Genomic DNA, 24055 nt, shown 5'->3' on the forward strand with positions numbered 1-24055 from the left:
ACACGCTTGATGGCCGTGCGGCGCATGATGATGCCGCGGCAACGGGTGCGTCCGACCAGAAGCAGGATGACTTCGCGGTACGTGCGACGGACAGCGATGATGACGTGTCGCCGGAGGCGACGCTGAGCATCAGCATCAACGACGATGGTCCTGCGGCGAATGACTTTATTGGAGTAGGAGAAGTAACGGAAGACAGCGCAGCAGCCAACAGTGTGGGTGGCAATCTGCGCACGGACGGTGGCAACACCTTCGGCGCGGACGATGCAGCTGCAGCGAATGCGCTGACGTACACGAACGTGCAGGCGACGCTGAACGGCAACCCGGTTGATCTGGCTGACTACGGCACGCTGAGCGTGGATACGGCCACGGGCGAGTGGAGCTTCGTGCTGGATAACACGAAGCCCAAGACGCAGGCGCTGGGCGCGGGCGAGACGGTGAACGTGTCGTTCGACTACACGCTGACGGACAAGGACGGCGATACGGACGGCGGCAAGGTCAACTTCGCGATCAATGGCCAGAATGATGAACCGGTTCTAGAAGCTCACACTAAGGAAATCCTTGAAGATAATATTGCTACTGGCAATGTGCTCGTTGGTGCGGCGGATGCCGAGGACGATGATCTGAGCGTCACGCAGTTCACTGTGAACGGCACACCTTACGCCGCCGGTACGACGGCGATAATTGCCGGCATCGGCGAATTCACCATTTCCTCAAATGGCGATTACATATTCACGCCGGCACAGGATTGGAATGGTGCCGTCCCACAGGTCACGTACGAGGTTTCGGACGGCACGGACACCAGCAGTTCTACGCTGGACATCGATGTTCTGCCGGTCAACGATGCTCCGACATCCGAAGATGCTTCCGGCAACGTCACAGAGGGACTGACTTACGTCTTTGGTGCAAGCGACTTCGCGTTTGAAGATGCGGTGGAAGGCGATGCCATGCAGTCCGTGATCATCGACTCACTGCCTTCCGGCGGCACGCTGCTGCTTGACGGTGTGGCGGTGACGCCGAATACGTCGATCAGCGCGGCTGACCTGGCTGCGGGCAAGCTGACGTTTGTGGCCGATGCAAACCCTGGCGAAAACGCCGAGTTTTCGTTCAACTTCCGAGTCCAGGACGCTGGTGGCATTGACAATGGTGGTGTTGATACTTCCGGCCAGCACACATTCACGTTGACTGTGGACCAGTTCATCAGTGGCAATAATCTGAACAACAACAATATCAAGGGCGGGGCGGGCGACGATGTGCTTCTGGGCGACCAGGGCGGTCTGCGCACGAACGTGGTGTCCGGCGCCAGCTACAACATCGCGTTGGTTCTGGATGTGTCGGGTTCGATGAACGATAAATGGGGTCCAGGTGCTCCTACTTGGCCTTGGCAGGCTGACAACAGGCCTACCCGCCTGGATACGGCCAAGGCATCCCTGAAGGCGCTGCTGAGCAACCAGCTCCTGACGCACGATGGTGACATTAACGTCACGCTAATCACCTTCGGTGGAAGCAGCAGCACCAACCAGATATCGATTGAAGGCCTGAATGCCTCCAACATTGATAGCATCCTGGACAAGATCACGAGCCTGACGGCAAGCGGCAGCACGCCTTATGGTTCTGGATTCAACTCGGCTAAGAGTTGGTTCGATTCTATGGGTAATAATAGCGACTATGATGATTACCAGAATTTGACCTTCTTCCTGACGGATGGTGCGCCTACTGATAACGCTAACAATCGGGATAACGCGTTCGACGCCCTGAGTAATGTCAGCATGGTGCATGGTATCGGCATCGGCAGCGGTATCTCTCAGAGCACACTTAATCGTTATGACAATACAGATGTGCAAAGCGTGGTGATCGATACCGGCAGGTCTGAAAATCATGCTAATTTTGATAACAACTCGGGTGTCAATAACGTCGACAACTGGGGGCATACAGGCAGCGGATCCGTCACCAAGAACGACAACGCCATGCGCATTGCGGACAACAATTCCGCAGCGAACCAGTCCTCTACCGTCACCATGGCGGAAGCGCACAAGATGGTCGTAGCGGATGGCCTGGGTGCGTTCTTCCGGTTCAGTGCGTCGACGGGTTCGTGGAGCAATAATAACGATGTCTTTACATGGCGCTTGTTGAAGTGGGATGCCGATGCCAACAATGGGCAGGGAGATTGGGTGGTCGCACAGTCCGGTAACAACACTGGCACTGTGACGACTTCGCATCACGGACCTGGTGAATACCTGCTGCAGTTCGATGTCAATAATCAATCCGACAATAATGCTCATGTCACCATCGACAATATCCGGATCCACAAGACCATCAGTACGGGTCAGTCCCAGGTCGTGACTGATCCGTCGCAACTGGAAGCGGTTTTGGTCGGCGGTACTGAGTTCGATGAGCCGGCGCCCGTTGGTGACGATACGATCTTCGGTGGCGACGGCAAGGACATCATCTTTGGCGATGCCATTAACACGGACAGCCTGCCGTGGGGTGTGGACGGCAATCCTTCCAAGCCCGCCGATTACAGCCAGACCGGCCTCGACGCGCTCAAGGATTTTCTGGCGTTGAAACTCGGCCATGCAGCGACGGATGCCGACCTGTATGAGTACATCACAGAGAACCACGAACTCTTCAATGTGGTTGGCGACACGCATGGCGGTACCGATACCCTGCATGGCGGCAAGGGTGATGACATTCTCTATGGTCAGGGCGGCAACGATACCCTGATCGGTGGTGAGGGGGATGACATCCTGTATGGCGGCGAAGGCGACGACATCTTCAAGTGGGAAGAAGGAGATGCTGGCGTTGATGCAGTAGCGGTCGATACCATCATGGATTTTGGTGTTGGTAACGACAGCCTGGATCTGGCTGAGCTTCTGGTTGGTGAGAACAGTGGCAACCTGGATCAGTTCTTGAGTCTCGAACAGATTGGTGCGGACACCGTCATCAAGGTCAGTACTGATGGAACTCTGGGCCAAGGCCATAATCAGGAGATCATCCTCAAGGGTGTTGACCTGAGCGACCTTACCGGAGGCGCCACTACGCAGGCCGATATGATCCAGAACCTGATCCAGCAGGGCAAGCTGAATGTCGATCAGTAATTTCCGCTAGCGGAGTTTTCTGCACGACACTCTTCCCCCGCCAGACAACCGTATCACATGGTTGTCTGGCGGGGGATTGTTTTTCAGGGCTAAAGCGCTATGGCGGCAGTGCGGCCGCTCCCTGTGATATCGCAACGTTATATTCAGAATGTCTTTTGTCAGTACTGTGGGCAGTTGCGGAGGCGTCGTCCCTTGGCAAGACAATTGCATCATGCGTACTTCCCGATCTGACGTAAAAGCGAATGTTTCTGTAGAGTGATCGCATGTTCGATGCATTCCACAGGAAGCGCCGCCTTATGTCCCATACGACATCTTCCGTGTCAGCAGCATTGCCCGTCTTTCGCTACGGCAGCGCCGTCTGGCGCAATGCCGTCTTCCGCCTGGCCGAGCCGTCCGCTGTCGACAGCATTCCTGACCAGCCCGCAGTCGACGGCGCAGCGGGCAAACCCGCCGCCAACGACTACGATTCCCCCTGGAAAGACGCGCTGGAACAATTCTTCGAACCCGCCATGGCCCTGCTGATGCCCGAGCTGCATGCGCGGGTGGACTGGTCGAAGCCGGTGGCGTTTCTCGACAAGGAATTCCAGGCCTTGTCGCACCACCTGCCAGCCGGGCGGCAAGTGGTGGACAAGCTGACGCGGGTGTCTGGCCTGGATGGCTCTCTCATGTTTATCCTGGTGCATATCGAAGTCCAGGGCGGGGCTGCGCGATTGTCGCTGTTGCGGCGTATGGCCGAGCGCATGGCGTTTTATGCGTTTCGCATCCGCGATGGTTTCCGGCCGGATTCCGCCAATGGCAATCTGGCCTTGTTCAGCATGGCGGTTCTGACCAACAGCCATCGTGGACCGCCGGTTTTGACGCGGGCGTGGGAGTTCCTGGGGTGCGCGTCGACGTTCCAGTGCCCGGTGGTTCATCTGGGCAATGGTGGGAGCGCTGGGAGGAACTGGAAGCCCTGGCGCGAACGAATCCATTTGCCGTTGTCGTCATGGCGCAGTTGCTGGCGCACCGGCACAAGGGAGGGGATCGGCTCGTTCCGAAAACCTGGCTGGTTCGGCTGTTATACGAGTACAACTACTCCCGCGACGCTATACTTTCCGTATTGCGTCTGATCGACTGGATGCTGACGCTGCCGTCCGCGCTGGCGCCGGACTTTGAACAGGCCACGCGAGCCATCGAACAGGAGTACACCATGTCATTTGTCATGAGTTTCGAGCGCAATGCCGAGGCGCGTGGTAAAGCAGAGGGCATGCTTTCCATTCTGCAGTATCAGCTATCCCGAAAATTCGGTGCACTGCCCGATTGGGTCGATACACGCTTGAAGCAGGCCGATACCGATACCCTGGTGTTGTGGTCCGACCGTATTCTGTTTGCGGATACGCTGGAAGAGGTATTCGAGGTGCGGAACTGAACTGCGCCCAGCAGCCGCCTTAAACACTGAGCGGGCGTTGTCAATGTAACGGCGGTTTTCCCCGAACCTGCCGTTAATCCTCATGGCCGCAATACGGCCGTTCCCTGTGATACTGCAGCGCCATATCCAACATGCTTTGCGCCACTTCGCGTTGCCGCTGGGGCTGCATACGCGATTCGATGCTGGCAATGCTCAGTCCGGCGATGATGCGTTCGTTGGCATCGCGCAATACGATGCCGATGCCGATGACGCCGGGTACGGCATAGTTGCCGATGACGGCGTAACCGCGCTCCCGGCTTTCCGCGACTAATTCCATCAATGCAGTATCCGACAGACCGCCGTAATGGTGCAGCCGCCAGGCGTTGGCCTGTACCAGTTGCCGCGCCTGGGGCTCGGGCATTTGCGCGAGCATAGCCAAGCCGCCCGAGCCGACGCCGATAGGCTGGCGATTGCCGATGTCGATGGCCAGTGCCTGGATGGGGTAGGTTCCTATGGCGCGGGTCACGCATAGCGTGTCGAAGCCGCTGGGTACCACAAGGAATGTGGCATCGCCCAACTGCAGGGAAATCTTCAATAGCAGTGGGCGGAACCAGTCTTTGATGTCAGCGGGCGCCGCCAGGTGCTGCGCTAATTGCGCGCAGTAGCTTCCCAGGATGTAGCGGCGGTCTGATTCCCGCTGCTGAACCAGTCCCTCATCGATCAGGCTGGCCAGCAGGCGGTGCGTCGTCGGGCGTTCAATGCCGCTGACGTTCGCCAGGTCCAGCAGCCGCATGCCGCCTGGGTGGTGTGCGGCGATCAGCTTGAGCAGGGTGATGGCGCGCTGCACGCTTTGGGTGCGTGGGGTCGGTCTATCCATGGGTTTTTCCTCTATCGGTTCTTTAGTCCGTATATCGGACTTTTATCTGATGTGTTGGGATTGACCCCTGTTTAGTCTATAAACATAATTGAAGTCAAGAATAATCGCCATGGATATAAAGTCCGTTATACGGACTTATGGATACATATGGATATTTTCATCACCGGGATCGCACAGACGGCCCTGGGCAAGCATCCCCAGTTGTCCGTCAAGGAATTGACGCGCATGGCGGTGGATTCCGCGCTGCAGGATGCCGGGTGCGCCGCGGACGATATCGAGGCGGCGTGGTATTCCAGCGTGCGGCAGGGCCAGATGGAAGGACAGAACTCCATCCGTGGGCAATGCGCACTGGTGGATTACGGGTTCAGCGGCCTGCCCATCTTCAATGTCGAAAACGCCTGCGCCAGCAGCAGTTCAGGGCTGTTCCAGGCGTATTGCGCCATACGCTCGGGAATGTTCCGCCAGGTGCTGGTGGTAGGCACGGAAAAAATGTTCTACCCCGACCGCAAGGAAGACATGATGCGCGCGTTTTTCGGGGGAACGGACATCCATGAGCTGCAGTCCACCTGGGAGCGCCTGAAAGGGCTGGGGCAAGGAATCGGACCTCAGGCCAATGCGCCCGGAAAGTGGGATCAGCAGAGCTTCTTCATGGATGTGTATGCGGCCCTGGCCAGGGATCATATGCAGCGCTATGGCACGACGCAGCGCCAGATCGCGTTTGCGGCGGCGAAGAACCATGTGCATTCGACCATGAATCCTCTGGCGCAATACCGAACGCCGATGACGGTGGACGAAGTCATGGACAGCCCCCTTATCGCCTGGCCGCTGACACGCGCCATGTGCGCACCCATTTCCGATGGCGCCGCCGCTGCCGTGCTGACGGCGGGCAGCGCCATGACGCCGTCGCAGCGTGCGCGTGCCGTGCGTGTGCGCGGCATGGGCGTTTCCAGCACGGTGCATCGTGAGCCGCAGGATCTGGATCGCCACTGTGTGCTGCTGGCGGCGCAGCGGGCTTACGACATGGCGGGCATCCGCCCTGCGGATATCGATGTGGTGGAGGTACATGATGCGTCCAGCTTTGCGGAGATATTGCAGATAGAGAATCTCGGTCTTTGCGGCAGGGGCGAGGGCGGAGTCTATACGGAGTCGGGCGCGACCAGCCTGGGAGGCGAGTGTCCGGTCAATGTGTCCGGCGGCCTGGTGTCCAAGGGGCACCCGATCGCGGCCACGGGGCTGATTCAATGGCACGAGCTTTGCACGCAATTGCGCGGCGAGGCCGGGGAAAGGCAGGTTGGGGATTGCCGTGTCGCCGTCGCCGAGAATGGCGGCGGCTTCCTGCGGCATGAGGATGCCGCCGCTGTCGTGACCGTGCTGGACAGGGAGTGAGGCAAGATCATGCGTCCGATTGATCTGTTTTATCGTGCGGCGCGGATGGCGCCCCAGGCCCTGGCGGTTGCTGGCTCAGTCAGCAAGCTCGCGCCGGACGGGAAGCTGAGCTATGCGGAACTGGAGCATCATGCGCAGGCGCTGGCGGCTGCACTGCAGAAGCTCGGCGGCAAGCCGCGCCCCGTCGTGGCGCTGCTGACGGAGAACAGCCCGGAGATGCTGGTCGCCATCCTGGCTATCTATGCCTGCCAGGGCGTGCTGGTGCCTTTGACGAGCAAGTATCCAGCGGCGGAGATCCACAAGCAGATTGCCACGGCGCAGCCCGATGTCATTGTCGCCAGTCCGAAGCTTGCCGGTGTCGTGCGGGATCTCTCCACGCGGGTGGTATGGACGGCCATGTCCGAGGATGCGCGCGAGGGCGATGCCTGCCTTGGAGATTTGCTGCGGGAATGGGATGGCCGTGTTCCTGCCGAGACGGCCTACGATGCCGCCGATGTGGCTGCCATCAAGTTCACTGGGGGTTCGTCCGGCCAGCCCAAGGCCGTGCTGCAGTCGGCGCGTTGCCTGGTGACCATGGCGGTCAGCATGCAGCAGGTGTTCGGCCTGTCCGACGACGACCGCTTTTTGCTGGCGCCGCCCATGACGCATGGGGCGGGGACATTCGTCCTGCCGCTTCTGATGGCGGGTGGCTCGCTCATCATTGCCGATGGGCCGAAAGCGGATGTGCTGCTGGACCTGATGCAGGCGCACGATGCGACAGGCACGTGGGTGCCGCCTACCTTGCTGTACCGGATGCTGGATGCCCAGGAGGCCGTGCCGCGCTCCTTGCCGCGCCTGCGTCATCTGCTGTACGGCGGCGCCGGAATCGCGCCGGATCGGTTGGCGCAGGCGCAGTCCCTGTTTGGCCCCGTGGTGGGGGTCTGCTATGGCCAGACGGAAGCGCCGGTCATCATCAGCGGCATGGCGGGAGCGGAGGCTGCGCAGGACCATGCCAGGGGAAGCGTGGGCCGCGCCGCGCCGCTGACCCGGCTCGCCATCATGGCGGCGGACGGTGCGCTGCTGCCGCCGGGAGAAGAGGGTGAAGTAGTGGCTCGTGGCGATCTTCTGATGTCTGGCTACCTGAGCATGCCGGATGCCACCAGGGAAACGCTGAAGGACGGGTGGCTGCATACCGGCGACCTGGGCTATCTCAGTCCTCAGGGCTATCTGTTTCTCAAGGGCAGGCTCAAGGAAGTCATCATCAGCGGCGGCTTCAATGTCTACCCGTCGGATGTGGAAGCGGCATTGTCCGAGCACGCCGCTGTGGCGGAAAGCTGCGTCTTCGGCTTGCCGGACCCTTTGTGGGGCGAGCGTGTGGAAGCGGCGGTCGAGCTGAAGCAGGAAGCGTGCGCCACCGAAGAGGAGCTGATCGGGTTCCTGAAAGAAAGAATCGGCGCGGTACGCACGCCGAAACGCATCCATTTGTTTGAAAGCCTGCCACGCAGCGCGCTTGGAAAGATCCAGAAGCGCGAGCTGCGCGAAGGCTTGATGTCCGCGGCCAAGAGGGCCGGTTAGCAATCACGATAAATAATAGAAGGAGACAACATCATGAAACGTAGACAGATACTGCAAACCGCATTGCTTGCGGCCGGGGCCGGCATGTTGCCGCTGCGGGCGCTGGCTCAGGCGGGGGACTATCCGAACCGACCCATCCGGTTCATCGTGCCGTTCGCGCCGGGCGGCGTGACGGACTTCATGACCAGGCTGATGGCCAAGGAGTTCGGTGAAGCGCTGGGCCAGCCTGTGATTGTGGAAAACAAGGGTGGCAGCGGCGGCATGATCGGCAGCGACTTCGTGGCAAAGTCGGCTCCCGATGGCTACACCATTCTGCTGGGCACCAGCGCGACGCATGCGATGAATCCGCACATCTCGAATGTCAATTTCGATCCGATCAAGGATTTTGCGCCTGTCGGGCTGTATGGCGCCAATAATGCGGTGCTGGTGGTGAATCCGGATTTCCCGGTCAAGACCTTCCAGGAGCTGCTGGCGTACGTGAAAGAGCGGCCCGGTCAGTTGAGCTATGCCTCGCAGGGCGTGGGTACCTCCGGGCATCTGGCGGGCGAGTTGCTGAAGCAGCACGCTGGCCTGGATCTGGTGCATGTCCCGTACAAGGGCAGCGGCCCTGCGCTGACGGACGTGCTGGGCGGGCAGGTGCCGATGATGTTCGATAACGTGACGCCGTCGCTGCCGCATATCCGCGCGGGCAAATTGCGGCCTTTGGCCGTGACATCGCTCGATCGCTCGCCTCTGCTGCCCGATGTGCCGACGATGGCGGAATCCGGTTTGTCCGGCTTTGAGGTGGTGGGCTGGATCGCGATCTTTGCTCCTGCGGGAACGCCGCCAGCCGTCATAGAGAAGTTGAACGCTGCCATGAAGACCGCGATCGATCGCCCCGAGATTCTGGAAAAACTGCGTGAGGCGGGAATCAAGCCTACGCTCAGCACGCCGGAAGATCTCGGGGATTATCTGGTGGCGCAACACGAAAAATGGGGCAAGGTCATTCGCCAGGCCGGAATCCGCAACGGCTGATTGCTTTCTTTTCTTTAGGGCAGGCCTTGTTCTGCAATTCCAGGCGCTCCGGACGCAGGTCCGGAGCGCCGATTGTTTATGTGGAGCTTTGTGTTGGTATAAATACCTAAGGAATCCCCGCGTCCTGCCGTTAACGGTTACTGTTACGATTACCCAGATTTACGTCAGCTTGTATTGCAGCGGACAGGATCATATCTTTGAAATCAGCAACAGTACTGCCATCGCTTCTCAGCCGATGCCTGGGCATGCCATTGGCGTTGCTGGCATGCTGCCTGGCGACCGCCGTATTCGCGCTGCAGTTCAATGCTTCCGCCATCCAGCAGCGGGCTCAGGCGTCGTACGGGGCGCGTGGCGTGTCGAATGTGACGGCCTGGCTGGAGATGCTGGCGCAGTCCCGGGATCTGCCTGAAGAGCAAAAGCTGCGCGTGGTCAACGATTTCTGGAACCGCCATGTCTATGGCTCGGAAGACAGCATCGTCTGGCGCCAGACTGATTACTGGGCCACGCCGCTCGAGAGCCTGGGCAAGGGCGCGGGCGATTGCGAGGATTTCGTCATCGGCAAGTATTTTTCGCTGGTGCATATGGGAGTGCCGCCGGAAAAACTGCGCCTGATCTATGTCCGGGCGCGGATCGGCGGCATGGGCAGCGCGGACTCGATTGCGCACATGGTGCTGGGCTATTACCCGACGCCGGACGCCGAGCCGCTGGTGCTGGATAATATCTCCGGGACAATCATGCCGGCCGGCAGGCGCAGCGACCTGACGCCAGTGTTCAGTTTCAATGCGCAGGGCATCTACATGCCGGGCGCAAAACCCGCTTCCGCCGATCGCATCACCCGCTGGACGGGGCTGCTGACGCGTATGCGGGCCGAGGGGTTCGCCCCATGATCGATGTGCAAGCTCAGGCCAGGGTGTGAAATGTCTTTGCTAAAACAACTTCTGCTCAGCGTTACGATAGCGATTGCTGCCATTCTGACGGGCGTGCTGGCATTCAGTATCGATGCCGCGCGAACCTATCTCGACGGACAGCTGCAGTCGGAAAGCGACAATACGGCTTCCGCGCTGGCGCTGCTGCTGTCGCAGCCCGCCAACCAGGACGACACCACGCGCGAGCTGTTGATGATGGCAGTGTACGACAGCGGCCAGTTCAGCCAGATACGCTTGCGCGGGCCCGACGGCAAGCTGCTGTTCGAGCGCTCGCGGTCGGTCGAGCCGGCCGATGCCGGCACGGCGCCCGCCTGGTTTTCGCGCTGGCTGCCGCTGGAGCAGCCCCTGGCCGAGCGCCAGGTGAGCGACGGTTGGCGGCAGGTGGGCGTGGTGTCCGTCTCGGTGGACAACAGCTATGCGCGCGATGCGCTGTGGAAGAGTTCCGTGCGCATGCTGGTCCTGGTGCTTGCGGCCGGCGCCATATGGGCGCTGTTCGTCATCCTGCTGGTGCGCTGGCTCAAGCGCGCCCTGCGCGAAGAGATCGCGGCCCAAGTGCGGTCGATCGGCGACAGCAATGCCCTGATGTCCGGCGCTGGCGCTTCCCCTGGCCCTGCGAAGTCGCGCGTGGCGGAGCTGACGCAGGTCGTGCAGGCGATTGCGGATACGCGCGAGCGCGTGCGGGCGACGGCGCAGGAACAGACGGCGCGCATCGAATCGCTGCAGCTGGAGCTGCACCTCGATCCTGTCACGGGCATGGCCAACCGCAAGTATTTCGTCAATGAGCTGCGACGGACGCTGCAGTCTTCCGCCGATGCCCAGGAAAGCGGCCAGTCGCACAGCGGCAGGGTGCTGATTTTCCGGCAGCGCGATCTGGCGGCCATCAATGCTTCCCTGTCGCGGGCGGCGGTGGACGAGTGGCTGCGTTCCGTCTGCGAGCGTATTTCCCAGGTGATCGAGGACGAGTCTGAGCCCCGGCCTCAGGTGGCGCGCCTGAACGGCTCGGACTTCGTGGTGTTCATGCCGGGCTACAGCGGTCCGCAGGCGACCAGGCTGGCCCAGAGGATACGGCAGGTGTTGCTGCCCGCCCGTGTGCTGACGAGCAGCGGCCACCTGTGCCGCTGGGCGTTCGCGCTGACCGATTTCACGCCGCAGTGCGATGTCAGCAGCGTACTGTCGCGCCTGGACCATGGGCTGATGGCGGCGGAAAGCGCGGGCCATGGCGATGTGGAATATGTGGCGCTGGATGCGGACCGCCGCGCGGGCGCGACGGAGTCCGAATGGCGCACGCTGCTCGACAACGCTCTGCGCCATGGAGACCTGGGGCTGGCCATCGAGCCCGATGGCTATCGCGGCGAGGATGGCGAAGTGGATGCGCAGCGCTATCAGGCTTCGCTGGTGCTGCACGATTGCGGGCAGGAGATGTCGGGCTACCTGTTCATGCCGGCCGCCGCGCGGCTGGGGCTGTCGGCCGATTGCGACCTGCGTGCGATCGAACTGGGCCTGGAGTGGCTGGGCCAGAACGAAGACAGCGAGCTGGTGGTGAAGGTGTCGCTGCCGTCGCTGATACAGCCCCAGTTCCTGCCCGAGATGCAGCGCCATCTGCAGGGCCTGATGGCGCATCCCACCCAGACCCAGCGCCTGCTGCTGGAGATCGATGCGCACGGATTGGTCGCCTACGAGGGCGATGTGTGGACGTTCTGCCGGATGGCTGCCGAGGCCGGCGTGCGCGTCGGCCTGCGCCGCCTGGCGCAGCAGCCGGCGGCCATCATGCGGCTGCATCGCGTGCCGCTCGAGTACGTGAAGCTGGGCGGCGACTTCATCGAGTCCCTGCTGACGAGCCCGGGCTGCCAGCAGATGCTGTCCGCCATCGCGGCGACGGCAGGCGGGCTCGGCATCCGGGTGTATGCGGACGGAGCACAGGACGAGGAGATCGTTGCGCTGCTGTTGAAGCAGGGAGTGCTGGTCCGCTGACCTCGCATCAAAAACAGGGACGCATGCCGCCGGGCATGCGCTTTGTTTTTGCGCAACGCTGATGTGCGGTCAGGCGCCGTCATTGCGCGCAGCATCATCGACAAGTGGAAAAATTCTTCGCTTGGGCGTACTCTAGCCGTTTCCATCCTATGTCAAAGCGCCAGCCTGTTCTCCGGAGCGAGGCCGGCGGAGCGGTTTCATTGTCGTTCAAGACGCCTGGGCATTGCGACGGAGTTGTTTCGGCTTTCGGGCCGGAACGCTTCATGGCATCGGTCGGCCGCCGCTTGTTCGCGAAGCGCGAATCCGAAGATTTTATTTTGGGGACAGACCCCGTTTTTTTTGCCTCAACCCGGAAGACATTATGTCCAACAATAATTTGCCTGAACCCGATACGCCAGCAGCCTCCTTGCGGGGCGCGACGCGCCTGGAGCACGATCTGATCGGCAACCTGGAAATTCCCGATGCGGCCTACTATGGCATCCAGACGTATCGCGCCATCCAGAATTTCCGTCTGTCGGATATCGTGCTGTCGGATTACCCCGCGCTGGTCAAGGCGCTGGCGGTGGTCAAGCACGCCGCCGCCGACGCCAACCATGCCCTGGGCGGGCTGGAGCCCAAGCGGCACGAAGCTATCGTGCATGCTTGTGAGCGCATCGCCGCAGGCGAGTTCATCGACCAGTTTCCCGTGGACATGATCCAGGGCGGCGCGGGCACATCGACCAACATGAACATGAACGAGGTCGTCGCCAATGTCGGCTTGGAGTATCTGGGGCATGCCAAGGGCGAATACGCCTATCTGCACCCGAACAACGACGTGAACATGTCGCAGTCCACCAACGACGCCTATCCCACGGCGATCCGCCTGGGCCTGCTGATGGATCAGCAGACGCTGGTCGATAGTCTGGATCGCCTGATCCAGGCTTTGGCGGCCAAGAGCGCCGAGATGGCGGGCGTGGTCAAGATGGGCCGCACGCAATTGCAGGACGCAGTGCCCATGACACTGGGCCAGGAATTCCAGGCATTCGCCTCCACGCTGAGCGACGATGCCCGATATCTGCGCGAGGATGCGCCCAAGCTGCTGCATGAAGTGAACCTGGGCGGCACGGCGATCGGCACGGGCATCAATGCGCATCCGGACTACCCCCGCGTGGCGGTAGACCGCCTTGCCGCCATCAGCGGCCATCCCATGCGCCTCGCGCCGGACTTGATCGCGGCCACGTCCGACATGGGTTCGTTCGTGATGCTGTCGTCGGCGTTCAAACGCCTGGCCGTGCGCCTGTCGAAGATCTGCAACGACCTGCGCCTGCTGGCCAGCGGCCCGCGCACCGGCATCCAGGAAATCAATCTGCCCGCGCGCCAGCCCGGCAGCTCCATCATGCCCGGCAAGGTGAACCCCGTAATACCCGAGGCCGTGAATCAGGTCGCCTTCACTGTCATGGGCAACGACCTGGCCATCAACATGGCATCCGAAGCCGGCCAACTGCAGCTGAACGTCATGGAGCCGCTGGTTGTGTTCAAGCTGTTCGAGTCGTCGCGCCTGCTGGCCCGCGCCATCGATATGCTGCGCGAGCTGTGCATCGAAGGCATTACCGCCAACGAAGCGCACTGCCGCCATCTGGTCGAGCACTCCATCGGCCTGGTGACTGCGCTGAATCCGCTGATCGGATACGAGAATTCCACGCGCATCGCGGCCCAGGCATTGGCGACGGGGCGCGGCGTGGTCGAGCTGATCCGCGAAGAAAAGCTGCTGGATGACGCTACACTGGAAAAAGTGCTGAGCCCTGAAAGCATGTTACGTCCGGGCGTGGCTGCGGCGTAAGGTTCTGCAGGCCGTCCCCTTCGCCGCCGGTCGCGGCGAAACGAACTTCAGGCCCTTTGCCTTGTCTGGCGAAGGGCCTTGTTGTTCACGTTGTTTGTCGTCGCGTGGTGGAGCGCACGTCTGCACAGCGTGGGGCCTTTCCAGACCGATCCGGGCTGATATGATTGCAGGCAGTCCGGATAGCCCGGGACTCGCGCAGCGGGCGAATGCCGCTTCACACTCCTTTTGACTCCCGTCCTGCCTGGCAACAATGAAAAAACGGATTCTCGTCGTCTATACCGGCGGCACCATCGGCATGGTGATGACCGATGCGGGTTATGCGCCCGATAGCGGCTTCGAACGCAAGATGCGCGAGGCGCAGAATGACTGGCCCGAGGTCGGCGCCGCGCTCGACTGGTCCTGGCTGGCCGTCGAGCCGCCCATCGACAGCGCCGACATGACGCAGCGGCACTGGCTGGAGATGAGGGATCGTATTGTTGCCGCTTTGGCGCAGGAAGCGCATGACGGCGTGGTCGTGCTGCATGGGACGGATACGCTGGCCTACACGGCGTCGGCGCTTGCGTTCCTGCTGCGCGGCCTGCCCGCGCCCGTGGTGCTGACGGGCGCCATGCGGCCGGCGGGGCAGCCGGATACGGATGCCTGGGGCAATCTGTTCGGTTCCATGCTGGCGTATCGCGAAGCCTTGTCGCCGGGCGTGCATGTGTATTTCCATGGCCGCCTGCTGCCCGGCGCCAGGGTGACCAAGCTGCATAGCGACCTGGATGACGCCTTCCATGTCCTGCGGCCTGAAAGCCTGCCCTTGCAGCCTCTGCGGCAGCAGATCCCCTTCGATTATCGAACCAGGGTGCAAGAGGTGAAGCTGGCAGTGGCGCCCTTGTATCCCGGCTTGCGGGCGGAGGTGCTGCGGGCGCTGCTGTCCGGTGGCGTGCAGGGGGCCGTGCTGGAATGTTATGGCACGGGTACGGGGCCGGCAGGCGATGCCACCCTGATGGATGTCCTGCGCCAGGCGGTGGCGCGCGGTGTCGTGATCGTCGGTATCAGCCAGTGCCCGGCCGGGCGCATGGCGCCGGGGCAGTATGCCGCGGGCAGCCTGCTGCGGCAGGCCGGCGTCCTGCCTTCGGGAGGCATGACGCGCGAAGCCGCGCTGGGCAAGCTGTTTTGCCTGCTGGGCGCGGGCGTGTCCGCCGCCGATATGGCGTTCTGGTGGGAGTGCAATCTGTGCGGGGAGCATGGGCAGTAAGATTTCTTTACCTGAATTGACACGGCACTTGTTGGCAAGCCGGGGACAAACTGCTGTAATTCCGGCAGGTTCGGCCCCGCCGCAATTTCTCATTCATAGAAGACCAGCGCCATGAAACGACGTTTCCTGCAATTATTCGCCCCTTTGCTCGCCCTGTTCCTGACAGGCTGCGGGTACAACGAAATCCAGCAGCTCGACGAGCAAGTGAAGGCCACCTGGTCCCAGGTGCTGAACCAGTACGAGCGTCGCGCCGAGCTGGTGCCCAAGCTGGTGAACTCGGTCAATGCGTACATGGTGAACGAGCGCACGGTCCTGACGGAAGTGACCGAGGCGCGCGCCAAGGTTGGCAGCATCCAGATCAGCGTCGATGACCTGGACAATCCCGAGCTGATGCAGCGCTTCGAGCAGGCGCAGAGCCAGCTGTCGTCGGCGTTGTCGCGTCTGCTGGCGGTTTCGGAGAATTATCCGCAACTGAAGGCGGACGGCCTGTTCCGCGACCTGATGACGCAGCTCGAAGGCACGGAAAACCGCATTGCCACCGAACGCGGCCGCTATGTGGAAGCCATCCGGGCGTACAACGTGTTCATCCGCCAGTTCCCGACGCTGATCACCGCCAAGATCTTCGGCTACAGCGTCAAGGAAAACTACGGCGTGTCGCGCCAGGAAGAAATCATGCGCGATCCTGAAGTGCGCTTCGATGTGCCTTCGTCCGCCGCGCAGCCGGCGGGTTGAGGCGGCATGGACAGGCGCTTGCATACAGGGCCGGCAATCGGCAGCGGCGGCTTGCGGGGATGGAGCCGGTGGCTGCTGCCGCTGATGCTGCTGTGCCTGGCGTTGCTCGGAACGGCCGTGCGAGCGCAGCAGGTGGATGTCCCGAAGCTGACGCAGCGCGTCACCGACCAGACCGGCACGCTGGATGCGGCTACCCAGGCGCAATTGACGCAGCAGCTGGAAGCGCTGGAGCAACGCAAGGGCGCGCAAATCGCGGTGCTGATGGTGTCCAGCACGGGCGAGGACACCATTGAGAGCTATGCACGGCGCGTATTCGATCAATGGCGCCTGGGGCGCAAGCAGGTCGATGACGGCATCCTGCTGCTGGTGGCCAAGGACGATCGCCGCTTGCGCATCGAGGTCGGTTATGGCCTGGAAGGCGCAGTGCCCGATCTTCTGGCGGGCCGCATCATCCGCGAGCAGATCACGCCGCAGTTCCGGCAGGGCGATTTTTCGGCCGGTGTGGTGGCTGGCGTGCAAAGCCTGATCAAGCTGGTCGATGGCGAAGAGCTGCCCGCGCCTGCACCTGCTCCGGCGGCGGGCGGCAGCGCCGATTACAGCGACGATACGCCTTACATCATGTTCCCCGCAGTAGCGCTCATGACGTATGTCATGCCTGCCGGCATGGCCATGCTGGTGGGCGGCGTGTTTACCTATCTTTTGACAGGCAGCGTGCTGCTCGGCATCCTGGGCGCGCTGGGAGGTCTTCTGCTCAGTCTCCTGGGCCGCGGATTCCGCCGCAAGAATGCGGAGCAGCTTGCCAGGGCGTCGCGCCGGGGAGGCGCCGTTGGCGGCTTCGGCGGCGGGTTCTCGGGCGGCAGGGGCAGCGGCGGCGGCTTTGGCGGAGGCTTCGGAGGGGGAGGCGGCTTCGGTGGTGGCGGCGGTAGCAGCGGAGGCGGCGGCGCCTCGGGCAGCTGGTAAGATCGCCTTCGGTCCCGCGAGAAGCGCGGGCCGGAATACATGGATGAGCTTGCGCCAGGGCGCGCAGCGATTGTTCAGGAGTGAATGTGGGGCGTAATCGCAGTATCTGGAAGGAATATACCGGCTGGGCCACCCTGGAAGGGCAATGGCTCAGGCGCAGGCATTTCACGCAAGAATGCCTGCAGCATATTGCGGGCCGCATCCAGGCGGCGGAGCAGCAGCATACCGGCGAACTGGTCATCGCCATCGAGGCGGTGTCGCCCGGGCATGAGCGCAACAGCCATCTGCGCGCGCTGGAGGTCTTCGGCCGCCTGCGCGTATGGGATACGCCTTGGAATACGGGCGTCCTGCTCTATCTGGCGCTCGACAGCCATAGTATAGAAATCATTGCGGATCGCGGCATCGCGGCTCCCAACCAGGCGTGGACGGATGTCTGCGAACGCCTGCAGACGCGCTTGCGGGCAGGCGACTATGTCGATGGCGTGCTGTCGGCGATCGACGCGATCGAAACCCTGCTGGGCATGTATAGTCCGCCGGTGCCGCAAGGCGAGGCAAACCGCAACGATCTTCCGAACAAGCCGGTGCTGCTCTAGCGAAGCCGCGCGGCGGGCAAGGTCGCTCCGGGCTTGTAAAGACCTCCTCCATCCCCATATGATCGGGAACAAGGGCGATAACATTCCTGTTCCGTCGCCCGATCCCGGAGCCCTCATGAGCGTCATCGAACTCACCAAAGACACATTCCAGGCCGCCACCAAGGCCGAGCAGCCCCTGATCATCGATTTCTGGGCGCCATGGTGCGGTCCCTGCCGCCAGTTCGGCCCGACCTTCGATGCCGCCTCCGAGCAGCATCCGGACGTCACCTTCGCCAAGATCAACACCGAAGAACAGCAGGAGCTGGCGGCGGCCCTGCGCATCCGCTCCATCCCGACCCTGATGGTCTTTCGCGAGAACGTGCTGCTGTTCCAGCAGGCCGGCGCGTTGTCCGCTTCGCAGCTGGAAGATCTCCTGACACAGGTGAAGGCAGTGGACATGGCCCAGGTCCATGCGGAAATCGCAGCCCAGGAAAAGGGCGGCGCGGCGGCTCACTGACGGGCCAGGGCCCAAGCCCGCATTACAGGGTCAGGCGTCGATGGCGGGCTGCAGCAGGGCAGCCATGGCGCGCACGGCCTGTTCCCGGCGGCTGTCGGGCGAGTGTTCGGCCGACATGCTGCTCCAGCCGGGCTGGACGCGGGCGGCCTGCAGCGGTTCCGGAAGCGCTCCTTTGCGCAGTTCCGCAGGCAGCAGCGCATCCGCCTGCGCATGACCGTTGCAGTCTTCCTTGTCTGCCCGTTCAGTCGTTTGTCCGCCTTCCAGGCGGATGGGCGTTTGCGCGGCATGGCCGCGCTGCTCCAGGGCCTTGACCAGGGCCAACTGCCGCGCCGCCAGCAGGCGGATGACGGCATCGTCTACGCTCAGCTCCCGGTAGCCTTTCAGCTTGCCGCCGATGCGCTTGCCCCAGTGTTCCATGCCTTGCCAGAGACCGCCCGCGGTCGCGCCGATGAGCGTCGCCGCGCCCAGGCTCAGGCCCGCCATGAACAGATCCATGGTCGCGCCCGCCATGGCGCCCGCCGCCATGCCTTTGCCCAGTTGCAGGCCCATGTCCTTCAGGGCCTGGGGATGGAACAGGTCCATGCCCCAGCGCTCACCCTCCAGCGGCAGCTGGGTGTGGGGGAAGTCGCGCAGACTGAACTGGTAGCGGCGCAGCAGGGCGCGCACGCAGCGCTGCTCGCGCTCGCGCATGGCCTGGCGCAGTCTGTCGCCGGCGGCGGCGATGGAGTCGTTGTCGGGCAGGCAACTAACGCGCCATGCGGCGGCGTCGATCAGCAGGTCGGCGATCAACTGGCTGGCGTCGTGGCGGCGCAGCGCGCGCTGGCGCGCGACATCGTCTTTCAGGGCATGAAGCGCGGGCGCATGGTGGTCCAGCATCAGCGCCAGTTTTTCATACAGCTGTGTTTCTCCGTCCAGCGCGGGCGCGACGGTGTCGAATTCGATGCTGGCGTGCAGGCCCAGGCGGGACAGGGCTTCGCGCCATTGCTGCGTGCGGGTCTCGGGACTATGCACGAAATTCAGGACGGGCAGCAGCGGATGGCCGCATAGGGACAGCGCGTGCAGTTCGTCGCGGTGCTTGCCCAGCACCGGATCGCGCACGTCGATGACATAGAGCGCGGCATCGCAGGCCAGCAGCTTGCGCAGCACGCGCGCTTCCTGCTCGAAGCGTCGCTGGCTTTCCGGGCTGTCCAGAAAGCGGCGGATGCGGTCGGGGCCATCAATCCGTTCGCCCGGCTTGGCCAGCGTGTCCAGGTAGTCCATCAGGGCGACGCCGTCTTCCATGCCCGGCGTATCGAACAGTTCCAGGACGACTTCGCCGTCGACAAGCAGGCGCGCGCCCTCCACCTGCCGTGTGGTGCCGGGCTGGTCCTGCACCACGCCGAATTCCGGGTCGCGCAGCAGGGTGCGCAGCAATGAGGTCTTGCCGGTGTTGGTATGTCCCACGACCGCGATGCGCAGGATGGAGGAGGTCTGCCTGGCCGTATCCGGCTGTCGCGGCGCGTTGTTGTCCAGGCGTTCGTCCTGGCCGGCGGACGGATGCGGATCCATGCTCATGCCGGCTCCTTGGCGTCTGCGTTCAGCCAGTCCGCGGCGGCTTGCGGCGCATCATGGATTTGCGCATCGGTAAAGCCGGCGGCGGTGAGCTTCTGGCGCCATTGCCGCTGCCGTGGCGCGGCTTGCGAAGCGGAAGAGGCATTTCCGGCCGGGAGTGCGTCTGTCCGGGGGCCGATGAGCGCGACCGCCGGCTGTTGCGCCAGTCCGGCCAGGTCGGCGATGAGCGCAATGGTGCCGCGATCCGGCGTCTGTCGCGCGTCGCAGACGATAAGCAGTTTTTCCGCCCGGTGTTTCTGCAGATGGTCGAGCACATGATGGCGCTGCGCGCGGGTATCGATGATGCCCAGGTCGGTGCACGAAGCAAGCGGCGCTGGCGGCCAGGGCGTGTCGGGCGCCAGCTCGATGCCGACGATGGCCGATGCGACCGCCATGGAAAGGGCATTGGGCGAGGAAGCGGTGGACGGCAGGAATTCGGGCGCCAGCGGGCTGTCTATGCCGGTGCGTTCGCTGGACGGCATCAGGCGGTAGCGCAGGTCGGCATACGATGGCAGCGCATCGTCCAGCGTCAGGCTGGACAGGTTCAGGCGCGCCAGCAGGATGCTGACGATAAAGGCCAGCAGACGCGGCAGAAGGCCGTAGGTGACGATGCAGCCGATCAGCCAGCTGGTCCATAAAGCGTGGACGTAGGCCGGGGCGGAGCCGGCATTGCGGCTGGCGCGGATCATGCTTTCCGTCGGCATCTGGAAGCCGAGTTGCGAGGGCAGCCATCCCAGGATGCCGGTCAGCGAGACGAAGGCCTCGTCCGGCAGGATGGTCGTTTCCCAGTGGAATGTATGGCTGCGGGTGGCCAGCAGTGCCGTCAGCGCCAGCAGCATGCTGATCAGCAGTACCAGCCACAATAGATGGCTGATGCTGCCCAGCCCCCAGCGCAGGCTGCTGTTGCGGCCAAGCAGGGAGACCAGCGCGGTGGGCGCCAGGGCCGCATCGGGGCCGCGGGCGAGCTTGCGTGTCAGCCACAGCCAGGCTTCGCCCAGCCATGCGCCGCCCTGGCCGCGGCCGATGGCCAGGCTGAAGAGCCACAGCAGCAGTGTGAAGCTATGGATGCCCAGGGTGGTGGCCAGCGCGATGTTCAGGTTGATGGAGCGGGCGCCGTCGCCCAGTGCGGAAAGCGCCGTGCCGATGCCGGCCAGCGCGGCGGCGGCCAGCATGGCCAGCAGCGCGAGGCGGGCGACGCGCTGCCACTGCCGCAGCACCTTGTCCAGGGACTCGCGCCTGGCCAGCAGGCGTGCGCGCAGCAGCAGGCGCTGGACAAAGCCATGGCCTTCGGCGCGCGCCTGGCGCACTTCGGCGCTGTCCTCCAGCGGCCCCCAAAGAGCCTCGCGCAGGCGTATGGTTTCCGCCGTCCAGAGGTCTGTCAAGGAGCCGGCGCCGCCGGTCGGACTGGGGGGCTGCCGCATGCGTCAGGATCGATGGTGTTCCGGCTGGCTGACCGCCGTGGAGCCGGTATCGCCGGCATCCTTGTCGAACCATTGCGCCAGTTTTTCGTGGGCCTGGGCCTTGACGTCGGGTGTAATGTAGAACGCGACGGTCGCCAGCGCGGCGGCCATCACACTGGCGTCATCCGTGTATCCGATGAGGGGCGCCAGGTCGGGGATCATGTCCAGCGGGAAGATGAAGTAGCCAAGCGCGCCATAGATGACGCGCTTGGCCCATTTGGGCGTGTTTTCGTTCTGCACCGCATAGTAGAGGTACAGGGCTTTTTCCAGGACGCCGCGGCCGACAGACTTGCCGCGCACGGCGATTTTCTTCCAGAAGTCGGTACTGGAGAAGAAGCGCTGGTAGCGAGAGGTGTCAGTTTCCATCAGGCCTCCTGGACGATATGCATCAGGGTATTGTACCGGTACGTCGGGCCAGGAGAACGGCAAGGCGGCATGCGACGCCGCCTTGCCGGCTTACTCAGCGTTTCTTCGTGATCAGCCCGTAGATGAACAGCACGATGATGGCGCCCACGATGGAGCCGATGAAGCCTGCTCCCTGGCCTGCCTGGTAAAGCCCCAGCGCGCCGCCGAGAAAGCCCGCGACGACGGAGCCGACGATACCAAGAAGCACTGTCAGGATGAAACCGAGCTTCTGATCTCCCGGCATGATGGCGCGAGCCAGAAGACCAACGATGAAGCCGATGATGATCATGCTGATGATGGCCATGCTGCTGTCCTCCTTCAAGGGCGATAAGAAGCTTCATCATAGGGATGTCCCGTGACAGTGTCCATCGCAGCGACATGCATTTTGTTTCAGGTTGTTATTGCAATGCTACTGACCATGCGCCCATGTACAAGCCCGGACTTCAGTCCCAGGTCAAACGAGGGTAGTTTTGTTGCGGCGGGGTGCGGCGCGCGGCGAAGCCGGAGCGATCAGGCGTGCGGATGATGGCGCCTGTCGCGCACGCGCCGCATGACCAGGGAAGCGCTGAAGGCAATGACGGACGAGAACATGAACGTGGCGATGACGATCAGCCCGATGAAGCCGTCAGTCTGCACGGACTGCGCCAGGAACAGGATGATGGCTGCCAGGACGGCCCCCAGAAGCAGGCAGGCCGTCAGACTGGCGCGTATGGTGGAGGCGCGGCTGGCCGCCCAGCCGCCGGCGATGGCGGTCAGGACGACGAAGGCGAGTGCCATGAAAAAAGAATCGTAGGACATGATGTGAGTCTCCTCCATTGGGAGCGAATGCGCAAGCCGCCAGGCTGCGCGGCGCCTGCTTTTCGTCCGGCCCGTTTTGCGGCTCCCTTGCCGCCTGACGGACGGCGGCGCTCAGGAAAACTCGCTGGTCTGCTTCTGTATGGGCGGTTCCTGGTGCGCGGGTTCGTGGCCATCGGCGGATTCCAGCGCGGTGGCCACGGCTTCCAGTATCTTCAGCCTTGCCATGCGCTTGTCGTCCGCCGGGATGCAATGCCAGGGTGCGTGGTGTGTGCTGGTGCGTTCCAGCATGCTCTGGCTGGCATTGCGATAGGCGTTCCATTTGGTGCGGTTGCGCCAGTCGTCCTGCGTGAGCTTGAAGCTTTTGAAGGGCGAGGTTTCCCTTTCCTTGAAGCGGCGCAATTGCTCGGCTTTCGAGACTTCCAGCCAGAACTTGAGGACTTGCGTGCCGTTGGCGCATAGCTGGGCCTCGAAGTCGTTGATTTCATCGTAGGCGCGCTGCCAGGTCGCGGGCGTGGCCAGCCGTTCTACGCGCTCGACCAGCACGCGTCCGTACCAGGAGCGGTCGAAGATGGCGATCTTTCCGTGCGGCGGCAGCTTGCGCCAGAAGCGCCACAGATAGGGGCGGGAACGTTCATACGCGTTGGGGGCGGAAACCGGATGGATGTCGAAACTGCGCACGTCCAGCGCGGCCGTGATGCGGCGGATGGCGCCGCCCTTGCCGGCGGCATCCTGCCCCTCGAACACCAGTACCAGGGAGCGCTCGGAAAACGCCCTGGATCGCATGGCCTGGGCGATCCGGCCCTGCCAGTGCGCCAGCTGGGCCTCGTAGACGTCCTTGCCGATGCGTTCGGGCGGCGCGGCCCGGCGCTCCGGCGCGGGCAGGCATTGCACCGGCAAGGGCGTGTCGGCAACGATCCGCGTGGCGGGCGGCTGTTCGAGCGCCTGCAGGACGGCGTCCGCGGTGTGGATCGCGCGGGTATCGTCGTTCGCGCTGGGGATGATGTACCAGGGGGCGTGCGGACGCAGCGTCTGCGTGATGGCGATTTCCCCGGCGCGGCGCAGGCGGTGGAAGCGCTTTTGCGCCTTCAGGTCGGCGCGGCTGACGCGCCATGCGGTTTCCGGGTTTTGCAGCAGACGCTCCGTGCGTTCTTTGTGCGCCTCGCGCGACAAGTGGAACCAGAGCTTCACCACCTGCACGCCTTCGGCTGCCAGCATGGCCTCGAACCGGTTGATGATCCGGGCGTACTGCGCCATCTTTTCCGTATCGGGATGCTTGCGCTGCGCTTCGGCCAGCAGGGCGCCATACCAGGATCCGAAGACGATCCCGGTCTGTCCCTTGGGCGGCAGGGAGTTCCAGTAGCGCCACATGGCGGGACGCATGGCTTCGCGTTTGTTCAGCTTTCCAAAGGCCAGCGTGTGGACATGGCGCGGATCCATCCAGGTGTTGAGCAGGTTGATTGCCGAGCCTTTGCCTGCGCCGTCGATGCCTGCCACGACGATCAGCAGCGTCTGTTCCGCCTGCTGCAGCCTGCGGTACTGGTGCTGCAGCAGGCGGATGCGCAAGTCGGCCTCCAGCTCCCTGGCTTCGTCCTTGTCGATGACGGGATCCGTTTCGGCGTGGGAAAACATGTGTCTGCGGGCTGCGTGCAGCCGGGGATGGTGGCTGATGACACGATTATGCATCACGGACGAAAAAGCGCGAAACGCCTCGTCGGCGATGAGCGAGGCGTTTACCAGGATGGAGTAAAGATC

General features: G+C 63.0%; 21 protein-coding genes. 14 read left to right on the top strand and 7 right to left on the bottom strand.

Translation table 11 applies throughout. The features are described from left to right. The 3 genes from EV686_RS15785 to EV686_RS15795 form a co-directional block, all read left to right on the top strand. The coding region (locus EV686_RS15785) for a type I secretion C-terminal target domain-containing protein (RefSeq protein ID WP_165972646.1) at positions 1-3095 on the top strand (3095 nt) is incomplete at its 5' end. 296 nt (positions 3096-3391) lie between these two features. Next, entirely contained in the window at positions 3392-4204 is an 813-nt protein-coding gene (locus tag EV686_RS15790; RefSeq protein WP_132477921.1) for an RpnC/YadD family protein, read from the top strand. An 8-nt stretch (positions 4205-4212) separates the two neighbouring features. Continuing rightward, complete coding sequence (locus tag EV686_RS15795) at positions 4213-4503, top strand: transposase (RefSeq protein WP_132477922.1); 291 nt, start codon at positions 4213-4215, stop codon at positions 4501-4503. Between the two features lie 73 nt (positions 4504-4576). On the opposite strand, the gene EV686_RS15800 is transcribed toward EV686_RS15795, so the two are convergent. Then, entirely contained in the window at positions 4577-5359 is a 783-nt protein-coding gene (locus EV686_RS15800) for an IclR family transcriptional regulator (RefSeq protein ID WP_132477923.1), read from the bottom strand. Positions 5360-5506: 147 nt separating this feature from the next. On the opposite strand from EV686_RS15800, the gene EV686_RS15805 reads away from it, so the two are divergent. From EV686_RS15805 to trxA, 11 genes are all read left to right on the top strand, one after another. Beyond that, a complete protein-coding gene (locus EV686_RS15805) occupies positions 5507-6745 on the top strand; it encodes a thiolase family protein (protein ID WP_132477924.1) in 1239 nt (412 codons plus the stop codon). A gap of 9 nt (positions 6746-6754) precedes the next feature. After that, complete coding sequence (locus EV686_RS15810; protein WP_132477925.1) at positions 6755-8299, top strand: class I adenylate-forming enzyme family protein; 1545 nt, start codon at positions 6755-6757, stop codon at positions 8297-8299. A gap of 33 nt (positions 8300-8332) precedes the next feature. Beyond that, a complete protein-coding gene (locus EV686_RS15815) occupies positions 8333-9313 on the top strand; it encodes a Bug family tripartite tricarboxylate transporter substrate binding protein (RefSeq protein WP_243650918.1) in 981 nt (326 codons plus the stop codon). A 245-nt stretch (positions 9314-9558) separates the two neighbouring features. Beyond that, positions 9559-10200 (top strand): transglutaminase-like cysteine peptidase, encoded by a 642-nt coding sequence (locus EV686_RS15820; protein WP_132477998.1) that lies wholly within the window; start codon positions 9559-9561, stop codon positions 10198-10200. A 30-nt stretch (positions 10201-10230) separates the two neighbouring features. Further along, complete coding sequence (locus tag EV686_RS15825; protein WP_377747824.1) at positions 10231-12210, top strand: bifunctional diguanylate cyclase/phosphodiesterase; 1980 nt, start codon at positions 10231-10233, stop codon at positions 12208-12210. Between the two features lie 361 nt (positions 12211-12571). Then, positions 12572-14029, top strand: a complete 1458-nt coding sequence (locus EV686_RS15830; RefSeq protein WP_132477927.1) for an aspartate ammonia-lyase — start codon at positions 12572-12574, stop codon at positions 14027-14029. Positions 14030-14279: 250 nt separating this feature from the next. Beyond that, entirely contained in the window at positions 14280-15269 is a 990-nt protein-coding gene (locus EV686_RS15835) for an asparaginase (protein ID WP_132477928.1), read from the top strand. Between the two features lie 111 nt (positions 15270-15380). Then, positions 15381-16001: a LemA family protein gene (locus tag EV686_RS15840; protein ID WP_132477929.1), complete on the top strand. Its 621-nt coding sequence runs from the start codon at positions 15381-15383 to the stop codon at positions 15999-16001. A gap of 6 nt (positions 16002-16007) precedes the next feature. Continuing rightward, entirely contained in the window at positions 16008-16961 is a 954-nt protein-coding gene (locus EV686_RS15845) for a TPM domain-containing protein (protein WP_207901829.1), read from the top strand. A gap of 86 nt (positions 16962-17047) precedes the next feature. Continuing rightward, positions 17048-17554, top strand: coding sequence for a TPM domain-containing protein (locus EV686_RS15850; RefSeq protein WP_132477930.1), 507 nt, complete (start codon positions 17048-17050; stop codon positions 17552-17554). 115 nt (positions 17555-17669) lie between these two features. Next, positions 17670-18050 carry a thioredoxin gene (gene trxA, locus EV686_RS15855; protein WP_132477931.1) on the top strand — a complete coding sequence of 127 codons (381 nt, stop codon included), beginning with the start codon at positions 17670-17672 and terminating at the stop codon, positions 18048-18050. 30 nt (positions 18051-18080) lie between these two features. Here the strand turns inward: trxA and EV686_RS15860 are convergent, their stop codons facing one another. The 6 genes from EV686_RS15860 to pap form a co-directional block, all read right to left on the bottom strand. Next, the gene (locus tag EV686_RS15860) at positions 18081-19604 is read right to left on the bottom strand and encodes a DUF3482 domain-containing protein (RefSeq protein WP_243650920.1); all 1524 of its coding nucleotides are present in this window, start codon (positions 19602-19604) and stop codon (positions 18081-18083) included. Then, a complete protein-coding gene (locus EV686_RS15865) occupies positions 19601-21022 on the bottom strand; it encodes a DUF2868 domain-containing protein (protein ID WP_132477932.1) in 1422 nt (473 codons plus the stop codon). Before EV686_RS15865 ends, EV686_RS15860 begins: the two co-directional genes overlap by 4 nt. A 42-nt stretch (positions 21023-21064) precedes the next feature. Next, entirely contained in the window at positions 21065-21466 is a 402-nt protein-coding gene (locus EV686_RS15870; RefSeq protein WP_132477933.1) for a YkvA family protein, read from the bottom strand. Between the two features lie 94 nt (positions 21467-21560). Continuing rightward, positions 21561-21809: a GlsB/YeaQ/YmgE family stress response membrane protein gene (locus EV686_RS15875; protein WP_132477934.1), complete on the bottom strand. Its 249-nt coding sequence runs from the start codon at positions 21807-21809 to the stop codon at positions 21561-21563. 206 nt (positions 21810-22015) lie between these two features. Beyond that, positions 22016-22303: a hypothetical protein gene (locus tag EV686_RS15880; protein ID WP_132477935.1), complete on the bottom strand. Its 288-nt coding sequence runs from the start codon at positions 22301-22303 to the stop codon at positions 22016-22018. Positions 22304-22414: 111 nt separating this feature from the next. After that, positions 22415-23932, bottom strand: coding sequence for a polyphosphate:AMP phosphotransferase (gene pap / locus EV686_RS15885; RefSeq protein WP_132477936.1), 1518 nt, complete (start codon positions 23930-23932; stop codon positions 22415-22417). Positions 23933-24055: the final 123 nt, after the last annotated feature.

It is taken from the genome of Paracandidimonas soli (assembly GCF_004342005.1).
GTDB classification, from domain to species: Bacteria; Pseudomonadota; Gammaproteobacteria; order Burkholderiales; family Burkholderiaceae_B; genus Paracandidimonas; species Paracandidimonas soli.

Coding starts and splice junctions, on each gene's coding strand:
- EV686_RS15790 (WP_132477921.1), top strand. CDS start 3,392: ATGTCCCATACGACATCTTCCGTGTCAGCAGCATTGCCCGTCTTTCGC.
- EV686_RS15795 (WP_132477922.1), top strand. CDS start 4,213: ATGCTGACGCTGCCGTCCGCGCTGGCGCCGGACTTTGAACAGGCCACG.
- EV686_RS15800 (WP_132477923.1), bottom strand. CDS start 5,359: ATGGATAGACCGACCCCACGCACCCAAAGCGTGCAGCGCGCCATCACC.
- EV686_RS15805 (WP_132477924.1), top strand. CDS start 5,507: ATGGATATTTTCATCACCGGGATCGCACAGACGGCCCTGGGCAAGCAT.
- EV686_RS15810 (WP_132477925.1), top strand. CDS start 6,755: ATGCGTCCGATTGATCTGTTTTATCGTGCGGCGCGGATGGCGCCCCAG.
- EV686_RS15815 (WP_243650918.1), top strand. CDS start 8,333: ATGAAACGTAGACAGATACTGCAAACCGCATTGCTTGCGGCCGGGGCC.
- EV686_RS15820 (WP_132477998.1), top strand. CDS start 9,559: ATGCCATTGGCGTTGCTGGCATGCTGCCTGGCGACCGCCGTATTCGCG.
- EV686_RS15825 (WP_377747824.1), top strand. CDS start 10,231: ATGTCTTTGCTAAAACAACTTCTGCTCAGCGTTACGATAGCGATTGCT.
- EV686_RS15830 (WP_132477927.1), top strand. CDS start 12,572: ATGTCCAACAATAATTTGCCTGAACCCGATACGCCAGCAGCCTCCTTG.
- EV686_RS15835 (WP_132477928.1), top strand. CDS start 14,280: ATGAAAAAACGGATTCTCGTCGTCTATACCGGCGGCACCATCGGCATG.
- EV686_RS15840 (WP_132477929.1), top strand. CDS start 15,381: ATGAAACGACGTTTCCTGCAATTATTCGCCCCTTTGCTCGCCCTGTTC.
- EV686_RS15845 (WP_207901829.1), top strand. CDS start 16,008: ATGGACAGGCGCTTGCATACAGGGCCGGCAATCGGCAGCGGCGGCTTG.
- trxA (WP_132477931.1), top strand. CDS start 17,670: ATGAGCGTCATCGAACTCACCAAAGACACATTCCAGGCCGCCACCAAG.
- EV686_RS15860 (WP_243650920.1), bottom strand. CDS start 19,604: ATGAGCATGGATCCGCATCCGTCCGCCGGCCAGGACGAACGCCTGGAC.
- EV686_RS15870 (WP_132477933.1), bottom strand. CDS start 21,466: ATGGAAACTGACACCTCTCGCTACCAGCGCTTCTTCTCCAGTACCGAC.
- EV686_RS15875 (WP_132477934.1), bottom strand. CDS start 21,809: ATGGCCATCATCAGCATGATCATCATCGGCTTCATCGTTGGTCTTCTG.
- EV686_RS15880 (WP_132477935.1), bottom strand. CDS start 22,303: ATGTCCTACGATTCTTTTTTCATGGCACTCGCCTTCGTCGTCCTGACC.
- pap (WP_132477936.1), bottom strand. CDS start 23,932: ATGTTTTCCCACGCCGAAACGGATCCCGTCATCGACAAGGACGAAGCC.